We start from the raw sequence: 17,522 nt of genomic DNA, 5'->3' as shown, positions 1-17,522 counted from the left end.
TTTCGGCTACGCGTGGCGGCGCAGACGGCGCGCGGCACCGCGGCCGGCCCATACGGCCGCAGCCGTCGTCAGGGCCGCGGAACCTGCGGTGATCGCCCAGCGACCCGCGCGTGAGGGCTCGGCCGGGCGCCGCGCGAGGCGTTCTGGATGCTCGCTGGGCAGGTTCCCGTCCAGACCCAGCGCCAGCACCTCGGCCAGGTGCAATGCCCTGCGGCCGGTGTCCGCCTGTTCGATCTGGGTGCGGCAGCTGAAGCCGTCCGCGAGCACCAGGCTGCCGGGAGCGGCCGCGCGGACGGCGGGCAGAACGCCGTGCTCGGCAATCGCCATGGAGACCTCGTGATGGCCGCGTTCGAAACCGAAGTTGCCGGCCAGCCCGCAGCAGCCCTCGTCCAGGACGTCGGCGTCGAGGTGGGCCCGGCGCATCAGTTCACGGTCCGCGTCGTCCTTCATGATCGCGTGCTGGTGGCAGTGGGTCTGCACGACGGCGTGCCGGGCCAGCGCGGGCGGCTGCCAGCCCTCGGGCGCGTGGTTGACCAGGTGTTCCGCGAAGGTGCGGAACTGGCCGGCCAGACGGCGTACGTCCTGGTCGTCCGGCATCAGTTCGGGCGCGTCGGCCCGGAACACGGCGGTGCAGGAGGGTTCGAGGCCGATGACCGGGGTGCCTGCCTCGATGTACGGCCGCAGGACGTCGAGCGTGCGCCGCAGGACCTTCTTCGCGATGGTCAACTGTCCGGTGGAGATCCAGGTCAGGCCGCAGCACACGGCTTCCGTGGGCACGGCGACGCGGAAGCCGGCGTCCTCCAGGACCCGCACCGCCGAGGTCGCGATCGACGGATGAAAATAGGAGCTGAACGTGTCGGGCCAGAGCACCACGGTCCGTGCGTCGGCGGGATCCGGATCGTCCGCGGCACGGGCCCGCCACCACTGCGGGAACGACTCCGGCGCGAACACGGGCGCCTGGCGGGCTCCGTCGACACCCGCCAGCCGCTTGCCGGCCCTCGCCAGCCCCGGTGCTCGGAGCGCGCTGTTGACCAGCGACGGTGCGAGCCGGGACAGCCGGGTCCACACCGGCAGCCAGCCCATCGAGTAGTGCGCCGCAGGGCGGATGCGGCCGTCGTAGTGGTGGGCGAGGAACTCGGCCTTGTACGTGGCCATGTCGACGCCTGTCGGGCAGTCAGACTTGCAGCCCTTGCAGGCCAGGCACAGGTCGAGGGCGTCGCGGACTTCGGTCGAGCGCCAGCCGTCGGTGACCGCGGAGTCCGCGTGGCCGTCGAGCATCTCGAACAGCAGCCGGGCGCGCCCTCGCGTGGAGTGCTCCTCTTCCTTCGTGGCGCGGTAGGACGGGCACATGACGCCGCCCTGGTGGCTGCGGCAGTTGCCGATGCCGACGCAGCGCATCACCGCCCGGGTGAAGGAGTGCTCGTCCTGCGGGTACCCGAAGTGTGTGTCCGAGCCTGCCGGACGCCACGCCGGGCCGAGCCGCAACTGTCCGTCGACGGGATTGGGGTCGACGATCTTGCCCGGGTTCATGAGGTTGTCCGGATCGAAGAGCGCCTTCACCTCGCCGAAGGCGGTCACCAGCCGCTCCCCGAACATCCGGGTGAGCAGCTCGCCGCGGGACTGGCCGTCCCCGTGCTCGCCGGACAGGGACCCGCCGTAGGAGGCCACGAGGTCGGCTGCGCGTTCCACGAAGCGGCGGAAGTCGGCCACCCCCTCGGCGGTCTTCAGCCCGAACGGGATGCGGGTGTGCACGCAGCCCTGTCCGAAGTGCCCGTACAGCGACGGGTGGTCGTAACCGAACTCCTCGAACAGCTTCTTCAGGTCGCGCAGATAGTCGCCCAGCCGTTCGGGTGGGACGGCGGAGTCCTCCCAGCCCTCCCACGTCTCCCGGCCGTCCGGCGGGCGCGCGGTCACGCCGAGCCCGGCCTCGCGTGCCCTGAGCATCTTCTGCTCTCGCTCAGGGTCGTCGGAGAAGGCCACCGTGGCATCCTTCTCGTCACGCCCCAGAGCGCGCAGCAGTGCGTGCGCCTGTTCGTCGACGTCCTTCTGGGTGTCGCCGACGAACTGCAGCATCAGCCAGCTGTCGCCGTCCGGGAGGGTGTCGAGGGAGTCGAGGTAGGCGTGCTCCTCGCGCATGAGCTGCGCCATCCGGCCGTCGAGGGCCTCCAGCTGGCCGGGCGAGCAGTGTCGCAGCAACTCGGGTACGTCGTCCGCAGCGTCGCAGATGTCGTCGTAACCGAGCACCAGCAGCGACTGGTACGGCGGCACCGGCACCAGGTCGAGTTCGGCGCGCAGTACCGTCACCAGGGTGCCCTCGCTGCCGACGAGGGCCTTGGCCAGGTCGAAGCCGTTCTCCGGCAGCAGCGAGTCCAGGTTGTAGCCGGACACCCGCCGTGGGATCTTCGGAAAGCCCTGCCGGATGTCCGCCAGGTACCGGGTGAGGATACGGTTCAGGCCGTCGTAGATCTCGCCCCGGCGGCCGCCCTCCGCTGCGATCCGGCCGCGTTCCTCCTGGGAAACCGGTCCCACCCACATGCGTAGACCGTCGTAGGTGAGGATCTCCAGACGGCGCACGTTGTCCACGGTCTTGCCGTACGCCTGTGCCGACGCCCCGCACGAGTTGTTCCCGATCATGCCGCCCAGGGCACAGTGACTGTGCGTGGACGGCTTCGGTCCGAACTGCAGACGATGATCGGAAAGTTGCCGGTTGAGCTCGTCCAGGACGATCCCCGGCTCCACCACACAGGTGTGCGCATCGGGGTCCACGGACACGAGTGCGTGGCAGTACTTGGTCCAGTCGATGACCACTGCGACGTTGGTCGCCTGTCCTGCCAGGCTGGTTCCCCCGCCCCGGGACAGCACCGGGGCACCGAACCGCGCACACACCTCCACCGCCCGAACCCCGGCGTCCACGCTGCGCGGAATGACCACGCCCAGGGGTACCTGCCGGTAGTTGGAACCGTCCGTGGCATACGCGCCCCTACTGCCCGCGTCGAAGCGGACCTCACCATCGACCACGTCTGCCAGCGCGGTCTCCAGTGCCACCACGTCGACAGACTCGCTCCGCCCGTCGCTTGCGCCGCGGGTCCTGTGTCGTGATGTACGGGTCATCGGGAAATCCGTCCCTCTGGGCTGCCCCGTGAACGAGGCGGGAGCCAGGTAGTGGAAACGTCTCGACCAGTGCTGCGGATCAGCGGAAGGAAGAGCGTGGGAACAGCACGGGCAGGTGCGACAGCTGGGCGGTCTGCCCAGACCCACGCCCCGGGAACGCGACGGCGGAGGGCATTCAGCGGATGTTCCCCAGGCCCGCGGATCTCGGGTTCCGCGCCCCGCCGGTGCCTCCCGATGGTTTTGCCGCCATCCTTCTCACGCCCTTCGGCCGGGAACCGGGGCTCTTGGAGAGCCTCCGGCCTCCGGGTACCCACCATTGCATTGCGCAATGATAATTTCGGGGAGTATTTCGGCGAGATCCACACCGTTCGTCCGACTGGACGACGGGTGAGCGTGAGAGCGGGAGGCCCTAGAGACCCGTCAGTATCTGGGGAGCCAAGTTCTTGATCATCGTGTTGGTCCAACGCATCTGGCGGAGTGTCTGCGGATGGCAGGAAGACGCAAGCTCGAGGAGCGTGCTGTCTTTCGTGGCCTGGGCCGCCTGCGCGAGCATTTCCCAGTACACGGAGTTCTCCGTTGCGCTCAGGTGCAGCTCGCGCAGGTCCCGCAGCAGGAGGAGGCCGGGCTCGGGCCGGCTTCCCACCGCGTCGGCTGCTTTCTCCCGTAGCGTTGCCAGGAGCCCTGAGGAAGAGGCGTCGGGCGCGTCTGCCAGGTCCAGACCGTGAGCGTGCGCGGTGTCCGCCACTCGCTGGACGTGTTCGCGAGACCATCGGGCCAGGTCGGTGGCGACATGGTGGACCTCGTGCTCGGCGCGGTGGCGGTCGGCCACGACCTTCAGATCCTCAGCGAGTTGCCGCTCACCGTGATGGACGGCGCGCAGGACGAGATTGATGCCGTTCATGCCCCCTCCCCTTCCTGACCGCTCTGGTCGTCGCTCGCCGTCTGCGTGGCGTGCGCGGAGGCGCCCCCCGTGGTGGCGGGCACGCCGGCCGCAGCCATGGGGGCGGAGGCCGCGGTCGTAGGAGCCGGCGCGGGTTTGCCGTCGCCGCGTTCCAGGAGGCGCAGAGCGGCCGCGGCGGTCTTGAAGAGGGGTTGTTTGGAGACTGGGTCCCAGTCGGTGACGGTCAGCTCGTTCGCGGCGCGTCCTGGCGTGCTGTCATCGGGGCCGTGTCCGCCGGGAGTGTCCCAGTAGCCGAAGTGGAAGGGCACGAACAACAGCCCTGGACGGATGTCGGTGACGCGCGTACGCGCCCGCAGAGCTCCGCGCGGTGTGGTGACCTCCACCAGGTCGCCTTCAACAAGTTCCTGGGCGGCCGCGTCGGCGTTCGAGATCTCCACCCACACATCCGGTGCGGCGGAGTTCAGCTGAGGCACGCGGCCGGTCTTCGTGCGGGTGTGGAAGTGGTAGATCGTCCGTCCCGTGGTCAGCTGGAACGGGTAGTCCTCATCCGGCGGCTCGTGGGGCGGCAGGTACTCTGCGGCCTTGAGCACGGCCTTGCCGTCCGGATTGAGGGACCGGTATTCGACGACACCGACCGATGCCCCGGTGACCAGGTCCTTGCCGTAGCTCTCGCAGTCGTCCGGGTGGGCCCAGCTGATGCCGTCTGCGTAGAGGCGCTCGGTCCCCTCGGGTGTCTGCTCGTTGCACGGCCACTGGATACCCGTCCCGCCGCGCAGCTTGGCATAGGTGAGTCCGGTGTAGTCGCAGGGCCTGCCCGCGCTGCACCGCTTCCACGCCTCAAACGCCGTCTCAGGGTCCTGCCAGGTGATCAACGGGCCGCCGTCCTTGTCGCGGAAGTCCATGCGAGCGGCGTAGTCGAGGAAGATCTCCAGGTCGGGCCTGGCCTCGCCGGGTGGCTCGACGGCCTTGTCGGACAGGTGCACCGTGCGGTCGGCGTTGGTGAACGTGCCGGTCTTCTCGGCCCACGTCGCGGCCGGCAGCACCACGTCGGCCAGTCGCGCGGTCTCGGTCAGGAAGAGGTCCTGCACCACGACGAACAGCCGGTCCTGAGAGAGGATCGAGCGGATACGGGAGAGCTCGGGCAGCGACACGGCCGGGTTGGTGCCGCTGATCCACAGCATGCCGATCGATCCCTGCTCCGCATAGCGGAACATCTGCATCGCAGGAGTCGGCGGTGCGTAGTGCGGGATGTCCTCAGGTTCGACGTTCCAGACCTTCGCCAGGTCGGCGACGTGGCTGTCGTTCTCCCAGTTGCGAAAGGCCGGCAGGTCGCCGTTGGCACCGCACTCCCTCGTGTTCTGGGCGCTGGGCTGCCCGTTCATCTGAAGCACCCCGGCGCCCGGCCGTCCCAGCATGCCGCGGATCAGGTGCAGATTGTTGATCTGCACGGCGGCGGCAGTGGCCTGGTGGGACTGGTAGACGCCCTGCAGCACCGTGGAGAGCAGCCTGTCGGCCGTGCCGAGTACTTCGGCCGCTTCCCTGATCCGGGCAGAGGGGATGTCGCAGATCTCGGCTGCCCACTGCGGTGTGCAGTGCGCGACTCGGGCCGCGAGTTCCTCGAAGCCGACCGTGTGGGCCGCGACGTAGCCATCGTCGATATGACCCGCACGGATGACTTCGTGAAGCAGGGCGTTGAGCAGGGCCACGTTGGTTCCGCCGCGCGGTGCCAGATGCACGGTCGCCTGGCGTGCCGCCGGGGTAGGACGGGGATCGACACACACCAGCCGGGGCGGATCACTGCCCGCGAGCCGGTCAAGGACGCGCATCCACTGAACCGGCTGCGTCTCCGCCATGTTGTGGCCGAACAGGGCGATGACATCCGCGTGATCGATGTCGTCGTACGTGCCGGGCTGACCGTCGCAGCCGAAGGACTCCTTCAGCGCCTCGGCCGCCGTGGAGGTGCACAGCCGGGTGTTGCCGTCCAGATGGTTGGTGCCGACACCGGCCCGCGCGAGCACGGCCAGGGTGTAGTACTCCTCCAGGAACAACTGGCCCGTGGTGTAGAACCCGATCGCTCCCGGCCCCCGGCTGCCCATCAGCTCCCGTGACATGGCGACCACCTTGTCCATCGCCGTCGACCACGAGCACTCGACCAGGCGTCCGTCCTGACGGATCAGCGGCCTGGTCAGCCTGTCCGCAGCGGCGTTGGCCTGCCATCCGAACAGATCCTTCGGCCCCAGACGGCCACGATTGACCCGGTCCGTCACCCGGCCCCGCACACCGACCAGCCGGCCGTCTCGCACCGCTACGTCCATGGCGTCCCCGTCGGAATGCAGCACCGACGCCGTCTGTACCCACCGATGCACCATGCCGGGTTCGACGCCCTCGGCCAGGTAGGTGTCCACGCGCGCCGGCCACGGCTCATGGCGACCGTAGGGGGTACGCCCTCCCCACGGCTGCGCGACCCGGTCCACGGAATCATCCACGATTACCTCCCGGCGGCATCCGACGGCATCTGGTACGCCGACCGCTCATCGGTACCCTTCCCCGCCGCCCCGTAACGCGCCAGCGGGGGGATGACAGACCGGGTTCGACGGCGGGTCTCGTCGTACGCCCGTACTCCGGCGCGTGGTTTCAGTCGAACCGGGGGCGGGCGGATCGCACCCGCCCGGGCCGCAGTATCCGGATGCGGCATCCGGAGCAGATCCGGCAGCTGCTCTCGGTCAACGGCGAAGGGACCTTGAGGCTCTTCTCGTAGTAGTCCACCCGCACGCGGCCCTGCCCGTCGAGGCAGTGGCGGATCTCGTAGGACCCCTCCCACGCGTGCCCGCACCGCAGACACACGAACGAATAGGCCTCATATATCGGCTCGGTCGTCAACATCATCACGTCCTCGTCGCCGAAACCGGCGCGCCTCCAAGGCTCCAGCCTCGTCACTCCGACTGTAACATTGCATCCTGCAATAGTTCCGGAACGTGGAGACGTCGAACCGCACCACGGGACCATCGGCCAAAGACGTGGAAGGTGCGTGATGACTCGGCAGGATCCCCGTCGGCCCCAGCCCTGCGCTGAGCAGCTCTCCCATGCGGCACTCGACCAGGAGGCCGAGGAGGTCACCCTGGCCGTGATGGCCGCGTCCAGGCTGCTCATCGCGATCTCCGCGCGCGCCCTCTCGTTCACGGACGGCACCTTGACCCTGCCCCAACTGCGCGCCCTGGTGGTGCTCGACACCTGCGGGCCGGTCAAGCTCGCCGCTCTGGCCGCGACGCTGGGGGTCAACCCCTCGACCGCTCTGCGCATGGTCGAACGCCTCGAGTCCGTCGGCCTCATCGACCGCAGGACCAACCCCCGCAACCGGCGCGAGGTCATCCTGAGCCTGCCCCCCGCCGGCCGGGCCCTGGTCAAGCGCGTGCTCACGCATCGGCGCACCGAAATCCGAACCCTCGTGCAGCAGTTGCCCGCCGCGGCACGTGCCGGTCTCGTTCCCGCGCTGAAGGCGCTTACCGAGGTGGCGGACGAGATGGCCGTGGACCCGTTCGACGAGATGCGTCTCGTCGGCGGTCTCGTCGACGACCCGCTCAATCCGCCCCCACCAGGTGTTCCTAAGGGAGGACGCCGTCGATCGAAGGACAGAACTACCTGACACCGGCCCGCAAGGTACGCATCGCGGGAACCGCCTGCCGCACGGCTCGCCCGGCCCGGTTGCCTCACCGAACCCCGGGCGGTCGTGCGACGCGGCTCGGGGCCCGGGACCCGTGGAAGGGCACTTCTTTCTTGCATCCTGCAATAGTCAGGAGGAGCATGAAGGTAGCGGCAGACCGGCACTGCCGGGGCCCGCCAGGCGAGGGGAGACAACGTGAACTGCTATGACTGCCCTGACATCACCGCGACGCCCGCAGTCGCCGTGTGCGTGCGCTGCGGAGCAGCGGTCTGTCGCGAGCACGCGCATGAGAGCCATGTCCTGGCACAGGACATCACGGGAACCGGACGCGCGACACATGACCAGCCCCTACGGCACATCACCTGCCTGGCCTGCCGCAAAACGGAGGTGAGTTGAACCGCCTACGACATTGCTGATCGTGCGTGGATCGACCACAGGCGCGGTGGCGGTTTCGCCAGGGCGCCGGAAGCCGCGCCCGCCGAAGCGGCGAGCGCGGTGCATCTCATTTGGGCGCGAGGATTGTACGGTCGGTTCCCGGGCGCCGCGGAGTCGGCTTCAGACAGCGGTTTCCACCACGTACCCCCGCACGGCGAGCACATGGGTCCACCGGAACGTCTCCAGCGGTCCGCTCACGTCGAGCGGGCTTGACGAAAAGTGACGCACCGGCTCCGGTCGGACCGTCGCGTGGGCCGGTGTTGAACGATTGACAAGCCGAATCCACCAGGGTTGTCATGAGCGCATGATCCAGTGCCGCGTGACCTGCCGCGCCACGGCCGAGGCCGGCCGGCCGCCATGGGCGTACGGTCCGTGACCGGTCGACGCGAGCTGTTCGACACCGCCCGGGCCGAGTTGGCAGGCCGTCAGGGAGTCCTCCTGCACGGCCCCGCGGGGATCGGCAAGTCCGCACTCGTGGCGTCCCTCGTGACCTCCTCGGCCGTGAGTGGCCAGCCGTCCGGAACGGTGCTGCGCTGCTCGCCCGCCCCCGAGGATGCCGGGCTTCCCTTCGTCGGCCTCGTCGACCTGTTCGCGCGGGTGCCGGAGAGCTGCCTGGAGACGCCGGCGCCCGAACCCCGGGCGGCACTGCGCGCCGCCCTGCTGCACAGCGCTGAACCCCCCGACGGCCGCGGCCGACTCGCGGTGCGCGTCGCCGTCCTCGACGTACTGCGCGCTCTCGCCGCCGCCGGCCCCGTCCTGCTGGTCGTCGACGGCCTCCAGTGGCTCGACGAGCCGACCGCCGAGGTGCTCGCCTTCGCCGTACGTCGGCTCGGTGGCCTCGACATCCGGGTGCTGACCACCGAGCGCGTGGCCGACGACGAGCGGCCCGAACAGTCGCGCTGCTGCCCGCCGGACACCCTCGAACTCCTCGTGCCGCCCCTGGACGACGCCGAGGTGGCCGACCTCGTGCGCACCGTCGTCGGCGCCGAGCCGCCACCGGGCGTACTGCGGGCGATCCTGGACACCGCCGCCGGAAACCCGTCGTACGTACGGGAGTTGGCGGGGGCGGCCCCGCGCGACGCGGCCCCCCTCGGCCTCGGCCGCCCGCTGCCGGTGCCCCGAGGACTGCGTGACCGGCTCCTCGACCCGACGCGCTCGCTGCCGTCGACGGCCCGGCACACCCTCCTGGTGGCGAGCGCCGCCGCCCACCCCACCCTCACCGTCCTGCGCGCCGCCGGGCTCCCCGACCCCGCCGACGACCTCGCGGAGGCCGAACGGCTCGGCGTCGCCACGGCCGGCGCCGACGGAACCGTACGTTTCCGGCATCCAATGATCCGGGCCGCCCTCTACGCCGACGCGCCGGAGTACGGCCGCCGTGCGGCGCACACCCTGCTGGCCCGCGCCGTCACCGAGCCGGTGGAGCGGGCCCGCCACCTCGCCCTCGCCCACCCGCACGAGGACGAGAGCACCGCCCGCACCCTGATGTCAGCCGCCGAGTCCGCACGCCGTGACGGCACACCCGAGGCCGCCTTCGAACTCGCCGCGCTCGCCGCCCTGCGCACTCCCGCCGACCGCGCCGCGGACCGCGCCGACCGACTGCTCGCCGCCGCCGAATACGCCTGCGACGGCGGTCGGTCGGAGGAGGCGGCACAGGCGGCCGGAACCGTCCTCGCCGGGTCGGGCTCCGCACGGCAGCGGGCGCGCGCCCGGGTGATCCTGTTGCGCAACGCCGGGCAGGCGCTGGAAGGTACCCGTGACCTGATCGAGGAGGGCCTGCGGGACGCCGCCGGCGACCCCGGGTCGGAGGCCTGGCTGCACTACTGGGCGGCCGTACGAGGCCTGCTGTGCGGGGAGTTGACGGACGCGGCCCGGCACGCCCGGCGCGCCGCACGGCAGGCGGAGCTGGCCGGTGACACGGACACCAGGATCGGGGCCCTCGCCACCCTCGCCCGGGTGCGGTCCCTGGCCGGGGAAGCGGTCGCCGCCGACGCGGCCCTGGAGGAGGCGCTCGCGCTGGCCGGCGGCGCCGACGCCGGCCCGGAGAGCTGGGGACTGATCCGGATGCGGGCGATCCTCGCCCTGGACTCCGACAGAGTCACCGAGGCAGGGGAGCGGGTCACCCGACTGCTGGCGGAGATCGGCGAGTTCGCGGGGGTCGAGGAGGTCATGGCGACCCTGGTCGCGCTGACCCGGATCCAGGTGCGCGCCGGGCACTGCCGAGAGGCACTGCGCACCGCCGCCCACTGCTCGGGCATCCTGGCCGAGTCCGGCGTACTGGCCGCTCCGGCGCTCTACGCGGCGGCGCTCGCGGCGACGGCGGGCGGCAGCGCGGACGAGGCCCGGCGTCTCGCCGAACAGGCGGTACGGGCCTCGGAGGCGGACGGCGACCGGCTGTTCCTGCTGCGCGCGCTGGCGGTGCTCGGCCAGGCCGAGCTGCTCGGCGGCGACCCGCGGGGCGCCGCCGCCGCGGTCGAGGTGCTGGGACGCGTCAAGCGGCTCGGCGAGGCGATGTGCGCGGCCGACCCACCGCTGCTGCACTGGTACGCGGACCTGGCCGAGGCACTCGTCGTCCTGGGCGAGACGGACGCGGCCAAGGCCGTGCTCCACGACGCCCGCGCACTGCTGTCCGCCGACGCGCCCGGCAGCGTACTGGCGGCTCTGGAACGGGCGGAGGGGCTGCGCGAGGCGGCGCTCGGCCGGGCGAAGGAGGGGGCGCCGCACCTGCGCTCCGCCGTGGACCGGCTGCGCCGGCTCCCGTTGCCCGTCGAGCTGGTCCGCACCCTGATCGCCCTCGGCACGGTCGAACGCCGCTCACGGCGCAGAAGCGCGGCGCGAACGGTCCTCCACGAGGCGCTGGACACCGCGAAGCGGATCGGCGCCGCTCCGCTGGCGGCACGGGCCTGGGACGAGTTGGCGAGGTTGGACGCCAGGGACCGGGGCGGTGAGACGGGCGCGGGCGAACCCGAACTCACCCCGACGGAGGCCAGGATCGCCGAACTGGTCGGGGGCGGGGCCACCAACAGGGAAGTCGCCGCGAAGCTGTTCATCAGCGTCAAGACGGTGGAGGGCGCTCTCTCCCGGGTCTACCGCAAGCTCGGCGTCCGCTCGCGCACCGCGCTCGCCCACGCCATGGCAGTCGCCGTCCTCGCCTCCGGCGCTGCCGTGGCCCACGGCGACGACGACCAAGTCACGCCCGTGCCACAGGGAGTGACGATGAGTCAGCCCGGCCGGGTCCGGACGGCCCGGGCACCCGACACACGCCGTTGACATGACATGTGCAGTTAACACGTACGGCAAGGGTTCCCCCGCTTACGGGGGTGGGGCCGCCGTTCCTACGGTGAAGTCGTTCCGCTTCCGGGACACGCCCCCACTCTCCGGAGGACTCCAGTGAAGTCACGCCTGAAACTGCTCGGCCTGGTCGCCGCACCGGTGCTGCTCGCCGCCGCCGTCCCCACCGCCTACGCGGCCGACATCGCCCAGCCGCACGCGACGCGCGCCGCTGTCACCGGAGACGTCCTCAAGGGCCTGAGCAGGAGCGCGACCCGGACCGGCAAGCTCGCCGCCGGGAAGCGGATATCGGTGGCGATCAGCCTGACCCCCAGAAACGACAAGGCGCTCGACACCTTCGTCACCAAGGTCAGCGACCCCCGGTCGGGTTCCTACGGCCACTACCTGACGAAGAGCCAGTTCGCAGCCCGCTTCGGCCGGACCGACGCCGAGGTCAAGCAGCTCAAGGACTTCCTGCGGGCCCAGGGCCTCACCGTCGGCAAGGTGCACTCGGGCAACCTGCTCGTCGACGCGAGCGGCACCGCCGCCCAGCTGGAGAAGGCATTCGGCACCAGGCTGTCGACCTGGAAGGACGCGTCGTCGGGTCGCTCCTTCTACGCCAACGACGCCGCGCCGACCCTGCCCGCGTCCGTAGCCTCCCTCGTGAGCGATGTGGCCGGCCTCAACAACCGCACCCAGCTGCACCACCAGTCGTCCTCCCGCGTCGCCCCCCGCAACGGCCCGGGCGGCGGCTACACCCCGGCCCAGCTCAAGGGCGGCTACAACGTCTCCGGTACGTACACCGGCAGCGGCCAGAAGATCGCGCTGCTGGAGTTCGACGGCTTCCAGCAGGCCAATATCACCAAGTACGACACCAACTACAGCCTGGGTTCGCCCGCCCCGACCGTGTCCAAGGTGGACGGCGGATCCGGCGCGCTCGGTGACGGCCAGGTCGAGGTCGAGCTGGACATCGAGGTCCTGCACGCCATCGCACCCAAGGCGAACGTCACCGTCTTCGAGGGCCCCAACTCCGACGCCGGTGAGGTCGACACCTACCAGGCGATCGTCGACAGCGGCATCCCGACCACGTCGATCAGCTGGGGCGCCTCCGAGAGCGCCCGCACCACCTCCAACATCAACGCCGTGGACGCCGTCTTCAAGGCGGGCGCAGCCCAGGGCCTCGGCTTCTACGCGGCCTCAGGCGACGACGGCTCCGACGACGCGGGTGACGGCACCACCACCGTCGACTACCCGGCCAGCGACCCGTACGTCACCGGCGTCGGCGGCACCAAGCTGACCGTCACCTCGGCGAACGCCTTCAGCAAGGAGGTGGCCTGGTCCGGCGGCGGGGGCGGCAAGTCCTCCGTCTTCAAGATCCCCAGCTGGCAGACCGCGGTGCAGAAGACCGCCGGCGGCGGCTTCCGCCAGGTCCCGGACGTCTCGGCGCACGCCAACCCCAGCCCCGGCGTCTCGATCTACTCCCAGGGTTCGTGGGGCACGGTCGGCGGCACCAGCGCCGCGGCGCCCGAGTGGGCGGCGTTCGCCGCGCTCTACAACCAGCAGGCCAAGGCGGCCGGCAAGGCCAATCTCGGCTTCGCCAACCCCGCCCTGTACACGGCGAGCGGCACCGGCTTCCACGACATCACCAGTGGCAGCAACGGCGCCTACTCCGCCGCCACCGGCTGGGACTTCACCACCGGCTGGGGTTCGTACAACGCCGCGACCCTGGCGAGCAAGCTGCTCGGCTGACATGACGGGATGACGGAACGAAGCGCGGGCCGGGACCACTCCCGGCCCGCGCTTCGTTCCGTCATCCGGTGCTGAGACGCAACCACGAAGCCGCCTTCCCCCTCCTACACAGGAGACGCACCGACAGCGGGTTCGGCGACGGACCGCCGGAAACAGGCGGGCGGCGGTATGAACCGACAGGAATCGGCAGGGGTGGCGATGGAGCGGCAGTGGTCCCGTCGGAGGTTCATGGTCTACACGCTGGCCGCGACCACCCTCACCGTGGCCGCGCCGATCGGCTGCGACACGTCCTCGGCGGAGGGCGCCGAACCCCGGGCGGCGGACGCGAGCGCCCGGCCCGGCGTCGTCGTGACCGGTGACGACGACGAGATGCTGGTCCTGGAGGTCACCGCGGCGAACCGGGTGGTCGTCCGGCTGCCGCGCGTCGAGGTGGGCCAGGGGGTCACCACCGCGGTCGCCATGATGATCGCCGAGGAACTGGACGCCCGCCTGTCGGACGTCGACATCCCGCTCGCCGACGCCCGCACCAAGGGCAGCCAGTTCACCGGCGGTTCGAACTCGGTCAGCTCCCTGTACGGACCTGCCCGGGCCCTGGCCGCCACCGCGCGCGCCCGGCTGGTGACCGCCGCCGCCCGGCAGTGGCGCCTGCCCGCCCGCACGCTGCGGACCCGGAACACCATGGTGGTCGCACCGGACGGGCGTACGGCCACCTTCGGGTCACTGACCGCCGCCGCCGCGAAGGTCACCCGGCCGGCGGTGTCCAGCAAGCCCAAACCGCCCTCGCGGCACAAGGTGATCGGGAAGCCGACGACCCGGATCGACGCCCGGGACATCATCACCGGCCGGGCCCAGTACGCCGGTGACCTGAAGGTGGCCGACGCGAAACCGACCGTGGTGGCCAGGCCGCCGACGCTCGGCGGGAAGATCCGCGCGGTCGAGGACCGGCCCGCCCGCGCCATGCCGGGCGTCCGCGCCGTCGTGCGGGTCGCGGGCGGAGTCGCCGTGGTCGCGGACACCTTCCACCACGCCTTCCAGGCCCGGGACGCCCTGCGGATCACCTGGGCGCCCGGCCCGCTGGCCGCGCTGTCCGACCCGGCCGTCAGAGCCCGGCTGCGCGCCGCCGTCCCGCCGCTGGGCGCCGCGCCGAGCGGATCGACGCAGGTGACCGGGGAGTTCGAGTTCGCGTTCGTCAGCCATGCCCCGATGGAGGTGCTGACCACGGTGGCGGACGTCCGCGCGGACCGCGCCGAACTGTGGTTCTCCACCCAGACGCCGATGGACGCCCGTGACGCCATCGCCTCCGCGGTCGGACTCCCGGCGTCGAAGGTCAAGGTCCATGTCATGCGGGGCGGCGGCTCGTTCGGGCGGCGGCTGAACCACGACTTCGCGATCGAGGCCGCCCTCGTCTCCAAGGCGGCCCGCCGGCCGGTCAAACTGATGTGGAGCCGTGGCGACGACCTGCGGCACGGCAGGATGCGCCCGGCCACCCACCACCGGATCAGAGCGAGCCACAAGGGCGGCCGGGTGGTGGCCTTCGTCCACGCGACGTCCTCGGTGAGCGAGTCGTGGGAGGGCGAGGGCCTCGCCGCGCAGGGCGGTGTGACATCCCTGGCCGCGCGGACGGGACGCGCGGCGGCGGGCCCGCTGCCCAGCGACAGTGGGCTGTACAACTTCGGGCGGCTGTCCGGGGATTCGGGCGATGTGGCGCTGGCGGCGATCCCGCTGGGCGCCTGGCGGTCGGTGGACTCCGGGACGAGCCGCACCGTCGAGGAGATCATGGTCGACGAGATCGCCCGCAGCCTCGGCAAGGACCCGGTCGCCTTCCGGCGCACCACACTCCGGAACAAGACCGTACGTGCCGTACTCGACAAGGCGGCATCCGCCGGGAGTTGGGGGCGGACCATGCCCGCCGGACACGGACAGGGCATGGCGGTCCACGAGGAGTACGGTTCCTGCGTGGCCTGTCTGATCGAGATCGACGCCACCGACCCGAAGAACCCCCGGGTGACCAGGGCGGTGATGGCTGCCGACGTCGGAACGGCCGTGAATCCACGCGGACTTGAGGCCCAGCTCATGGGCGCCACGACCGACGGCATCTCCACCGTCCTGCGGGCCGGCCTCCACATCGACCGGGGCGCGATCCGCGAGGGCAGCTTCGACGACTTCCGCTACGCCCGCCAGCGGCACGCTCCGTTGCACTTCGAGGCGCACATCATGCCGTCCACGGGCGAGCCCGGCGGCGCCGGGGAACTCGGGGTGCCGGCCGCCGCGGGCGCGGTCGCCAACGCCTACGCCCGGGCGACGGGCAGCAAGCCCCGCCGCTTCCCGCTCACCTTCTGACCAGCCGGCGACCGCGGCTCCTACGCGCCTTCCGAGAGGTACTGATGCCCCGCTACACCTTCGACCTCAACGGCGAACCGGTCACCGTCGAGGCCCCGGCCGACATGCCGCTGCTGTGGGTGCTGCGTGACCTGCTCCACGTGACCGGCCCCAAGTACGGCTGTGGGGTCGGGGTCTGCCGCGCCTGCACCAGTCATCTCGACGATGCGGAGATCCAGCCCTGCGTCGTGCCCGTCGCCGACTGCGCGGGCCGCAAGGTCACCACCATCGAGGGGCTGGCCGACGGCGACACCCTGCACCCCGTCCAGCAGGCGTGGCTCGACCTCGATGTCGCGCAGTGCGGCTTCTGCCAGCCGGGGCAGATCATGGCGGCGGTGGCGCTGCTCCGGCGGACGTCCGAGCCGACCGACGCGGACATCGACCGGATCGAGAACGTCTGCCGCTGCGGCACGTACTGCCGGATCCGCGAGGCCGTCAAACAGGCCGCCGCGGAGACCGAGAGCTGACCTGCAAGGCGAAAGCAGGTCAACCGGTACTGGCGAATTCAGTTCCTCGATGGCCGATATGGGTATGCTGCCGGTGGATGACTCCATCGGCCTGATCATGATGTGACGTTTCTGCGCAACCGCACCGCCCCTGCGGCCGTATCCGTTTTGTAGCACGATACGCGGTGTGGTGGATATGATTCCCTGGGTTTCCATTCGGATGAGTGGTAGCCAATCGGCTCGGTTTGTCCGTGAGTTGACCCGGACAGTCCTTTCTCGTCGGGTTGGGGACAGGACGTGCGAATATTCTGGATTCGCACCCAGGGACCATTTCGGGGCCGTGTACTGCATGAATTCGGAAACCTGCTCAAACGAGTTCACAATCGGCGATGGAGAACTCCTTCGGGAGTTGTCCTGGGGAGAGATCGCCGGCCACCGGGAACGACTGATGAGACTGGTCCGCCGGCGGCTGCCGACCGCCCAGGACGCGGAGGACTGCGTCCAGGAGACCATGCTGCGGGCGGCGGCCCACGAGAACCTCGACCGGGAGCGGATCGGGCCCTTTCTGACCTCGGTCGCGCTGCGGCTGTGCGTCGACCACTATCGCGAACTGGACCGCAGGCGGCGGCTGGTGGGCCGAACCGCCCACGTCAGCAGGCCCGAGCTGCCGGACGAGGACGTGTGCGACGAGGACTTCGGGCGGTGGCTGCTGCGCCAGGTCCAGCAGCTGCGGGGCCGTGAGCGCCAGGTCATGCTGGCCCGCGCCGACGGCATCTCCACGATGGAGTTCGCCCGTATGCACCAGATCTCGCTCAAGGCGGCCGAGGGCGCGTTCACCCGTGGGCGGGCGCGGCTGCGGCTCGTGTGCGCCCAGACGCTGGACGGGGTCACGGCACACCACAGGTAACGGACGGCCGAATGTTCTCTCGGTGTATGTCCGGCCTCTTGTGAACGACTTCCGGGTTACGGGAGTTCAGTCGACAAGGAAGGCGTCGTAGTGGGCAGGAACAATAATACGCAGGACACGATCAAGGACTTCATCGGTGATATCGCCGACAGTACGAAGAAGGCCTTCGACGATATTCTCGACCGAAGGGGCGAAGACTCCCGGGCCGTGGACTGGATCTCCGCGGGAAATCCGTATCAGGCACTGAACGCTTTGCCGGGCGATGTGCTGCGAAACGTCCAGGCGCTCTCGGCGCTCGGCGGAGTGGCGAATCCGGCGGCGGTACTGGCGAACGCCGCCAATCCCCTCGCGGCTCTGACGGGCGCCGCCCCCAATCCGCTGGCCGCTCTCACCGGCGCGACTCAAAACCCCCTCGCCGCGCTCGCGGGTGGGGGCGTGAATCCGCTCGCGGCGCTGGGCGGTGTGGCGGGCGGGGCCGCGTCCGCCGTGTCGGGAGCGGCGGAGATGGCGGAGGGGCTGGCGGCGCTGCCGCGTCAGATCGCCCAGCTCTCCGAGCTCGTCGCGAACCTGGTCGGCGTCCTGGAGAGCGTCCAGGGTGTCGCCGGAGCGGTGACGGGCGGTGGCGGCCGGGCACCGGCGGCGAGGAAGAGCAGCTGACGGAGGGCA

Annotated in this window: 12 protein-coding genes; 8 read left to right on the top strand and 4 right to left on the bottom strand. The window is 70.8% G+C overall.

The features are described 5' to 3' along the window. Positions 1 to 6: 6 nt before the first annotated feature. The 4 genes from QA861_RS05575 to QA861_RS05560 form a co-directional block, all read right to left on the bottom strand. Positions 7 to 3,111 (bottom strand): FAD-binding and (Fe-S)-binding domain-containing protein, encoded by a 3,105-nt coding sequence (locus tag QA861_RS05575; protein WP_334587093.1) that lies wholly within the window; start codon positions 3,109 to 3,111, stop codon positions 7 to 9. A 409-nt stretch (positions 3,112 to 3,520) separates the two neighbouring features. Beyond that, positions 3,521 to 4,012 (bottom strand): hypothetical protein, encoded by a 492-nt coding sequence (locus tag QA861_RS05570; protein ID WP_334587092.1) that lies wholly within the window; start codon positions 4,010 to 4,012, stop codon positions 3,521 to 3,523. After that, positions 4,009 to 6,498 (bottom strand): molybdopterin oxidoreductase family protein, encoded by a 2,490-nt coding sequence (locus QA861_RS05565; protein WP_334587091.1) that lies wholly within the window; start codon positions 6,496 to 6,498, stop codon positions 4,009 to 4,011. The genes QA861_RS05570 and QA861_RS05565 overlap by 4 nt, the downstream gene beginning before the upstream one ends. Positions 6,499 to 6,646: 148 nt before the next feature. Continuing rightward, positions 6,647 to 6,949 carry a hypothetical protein gene (locus QA861_RS05560; protein ID WP_334587090.1) on the bottom strand — a complete coding sequence of 101 codons (303 nt, stop codon included), beginning with the start codon at positions 6,947 to 6,949 and terminating at the stop codon, positions 6,647 to 6,649. A 94-nt stretch (positions 6,950 to 7,043) separates the two neighbouring features. Between QA861_RS05560 and QA861_RS05555 the strand changes: the two genes are divergently transcribed. The 8 genes from QA861_RS05555 (at position 7,044) to QA861_RS05520 (ending at position 17,513) form a co-directional block, all read left to right on the top strand. Continuing rightward, positions 7,044 to 7,655, top strand: a complete 612-nt coding sequence (locus QA861_RS05555) for a MarR family winged helix-turn-helix transcriptional regulator (protein ID WP_334587089.1) — start codon at positions 7,044 to 7,046, stop codon at positions 7,653 to 7,655. Between the two features lie 213 nt (positions 7,656 to 7,868). Continuing rightward, positions 7,869 to 8,069, top strand: coding sequence for a DUF2180 family protein (locus QA861_RS05550; RefSeq protein WP_334587088.1), 201 nt, complete (start codon positions 7,869 to 7,871; stop codon positions 8,067 to 8,069). 411 nt (positions 8,070 to 8,480) lie between these two features. After that, complete coding sequence (locus QA861_RS05545; RefSeq protein WP_334587087.1) at positions 8,481 to 11,375, top strand: helix-turn-helix transcriptional regulator; 2,895 nt, start codon at positions 8,481 to 8,483, stop codon at positions 11,373 to 11,375. A 120-nt stretch (positions 11,376 to 11,495) separates the two neighbouring features. After that, on the top strand, positions 11,496 to 13,124 hold the full coding sequence (locus QA861_RS05540; protein WP_334587086.1) for a S53 family peptidase: 1,629 nt from the start codon (positions 11,496 to 11,498) through the stop codon (positions 13,122 to 13,124). Positions 13,125 to 13,352: 228 nt separating this feature from the next. After that, positions 13,353 to 15,464 (top strand): xanthine dehydrogenase family protein molybdopterin-binding subunit, encoded by a 2,112-nt coding sequence (locus QA861_RS05535; protein ID WP_334590459.1) that lies wholly within the window; start codon positions 13,353 to 13,355, stop codon positions 15,462 to 15,464. 44 nt (positions 15,465 to 15,508) lie between these two features. After that, complete coding sequence (locus QA861_RS05530; protein ID WP_334587085.1) at positions 15,509 to 15,970, top strand: (2Fe-2S)-binding protein; 462 nt, start codon at positions 15,509 to 15,511, stop codon at positions 15,968 to 15,970. Between the two features lie 328 nt (positions 15,971 to 16,298). Beyond that, positions 16,299 to 16,856 carry an RNA polymerase sigma factor gene (locus QA861_RS05525; protein WP_334587084.1) on the top strand — a complete coding sequence of 186 codons (558 nt, stop codon included), beginning with the start codon at positions 16,299 to 16,301 and terminating at the stop codon, positions 16,854 to 16,856. Between the two features lie 90 nt (positions 16,857 to 16,946). Beyond that, positions 16,947 to 17,513: a hypothetical protein gene (locus QA861_RS05520; protein ID WP_334587083.1), complete on the top strand. Its 567-nt coding sequence runs from the start codon at positions 16,947 to 16,949 to the stop codon at positions 17,511 to 17,513. Positions 17,514 to 17,522: the final 9 nt, after the last annotated feature.

This window comes from Streptomyces sp. B21-083 (assembly GCF_036898825.1).
Classification (GTDB): Bacteria; Actinomycetota; Actinomycetes; order Streptomycetales; family Streptomycetaceae; genus Streptomyces.
Note: the sequence above shows the minus strand (reverse complement) of the source record. Positions and strands in the feature narration are given on the sequence as shown.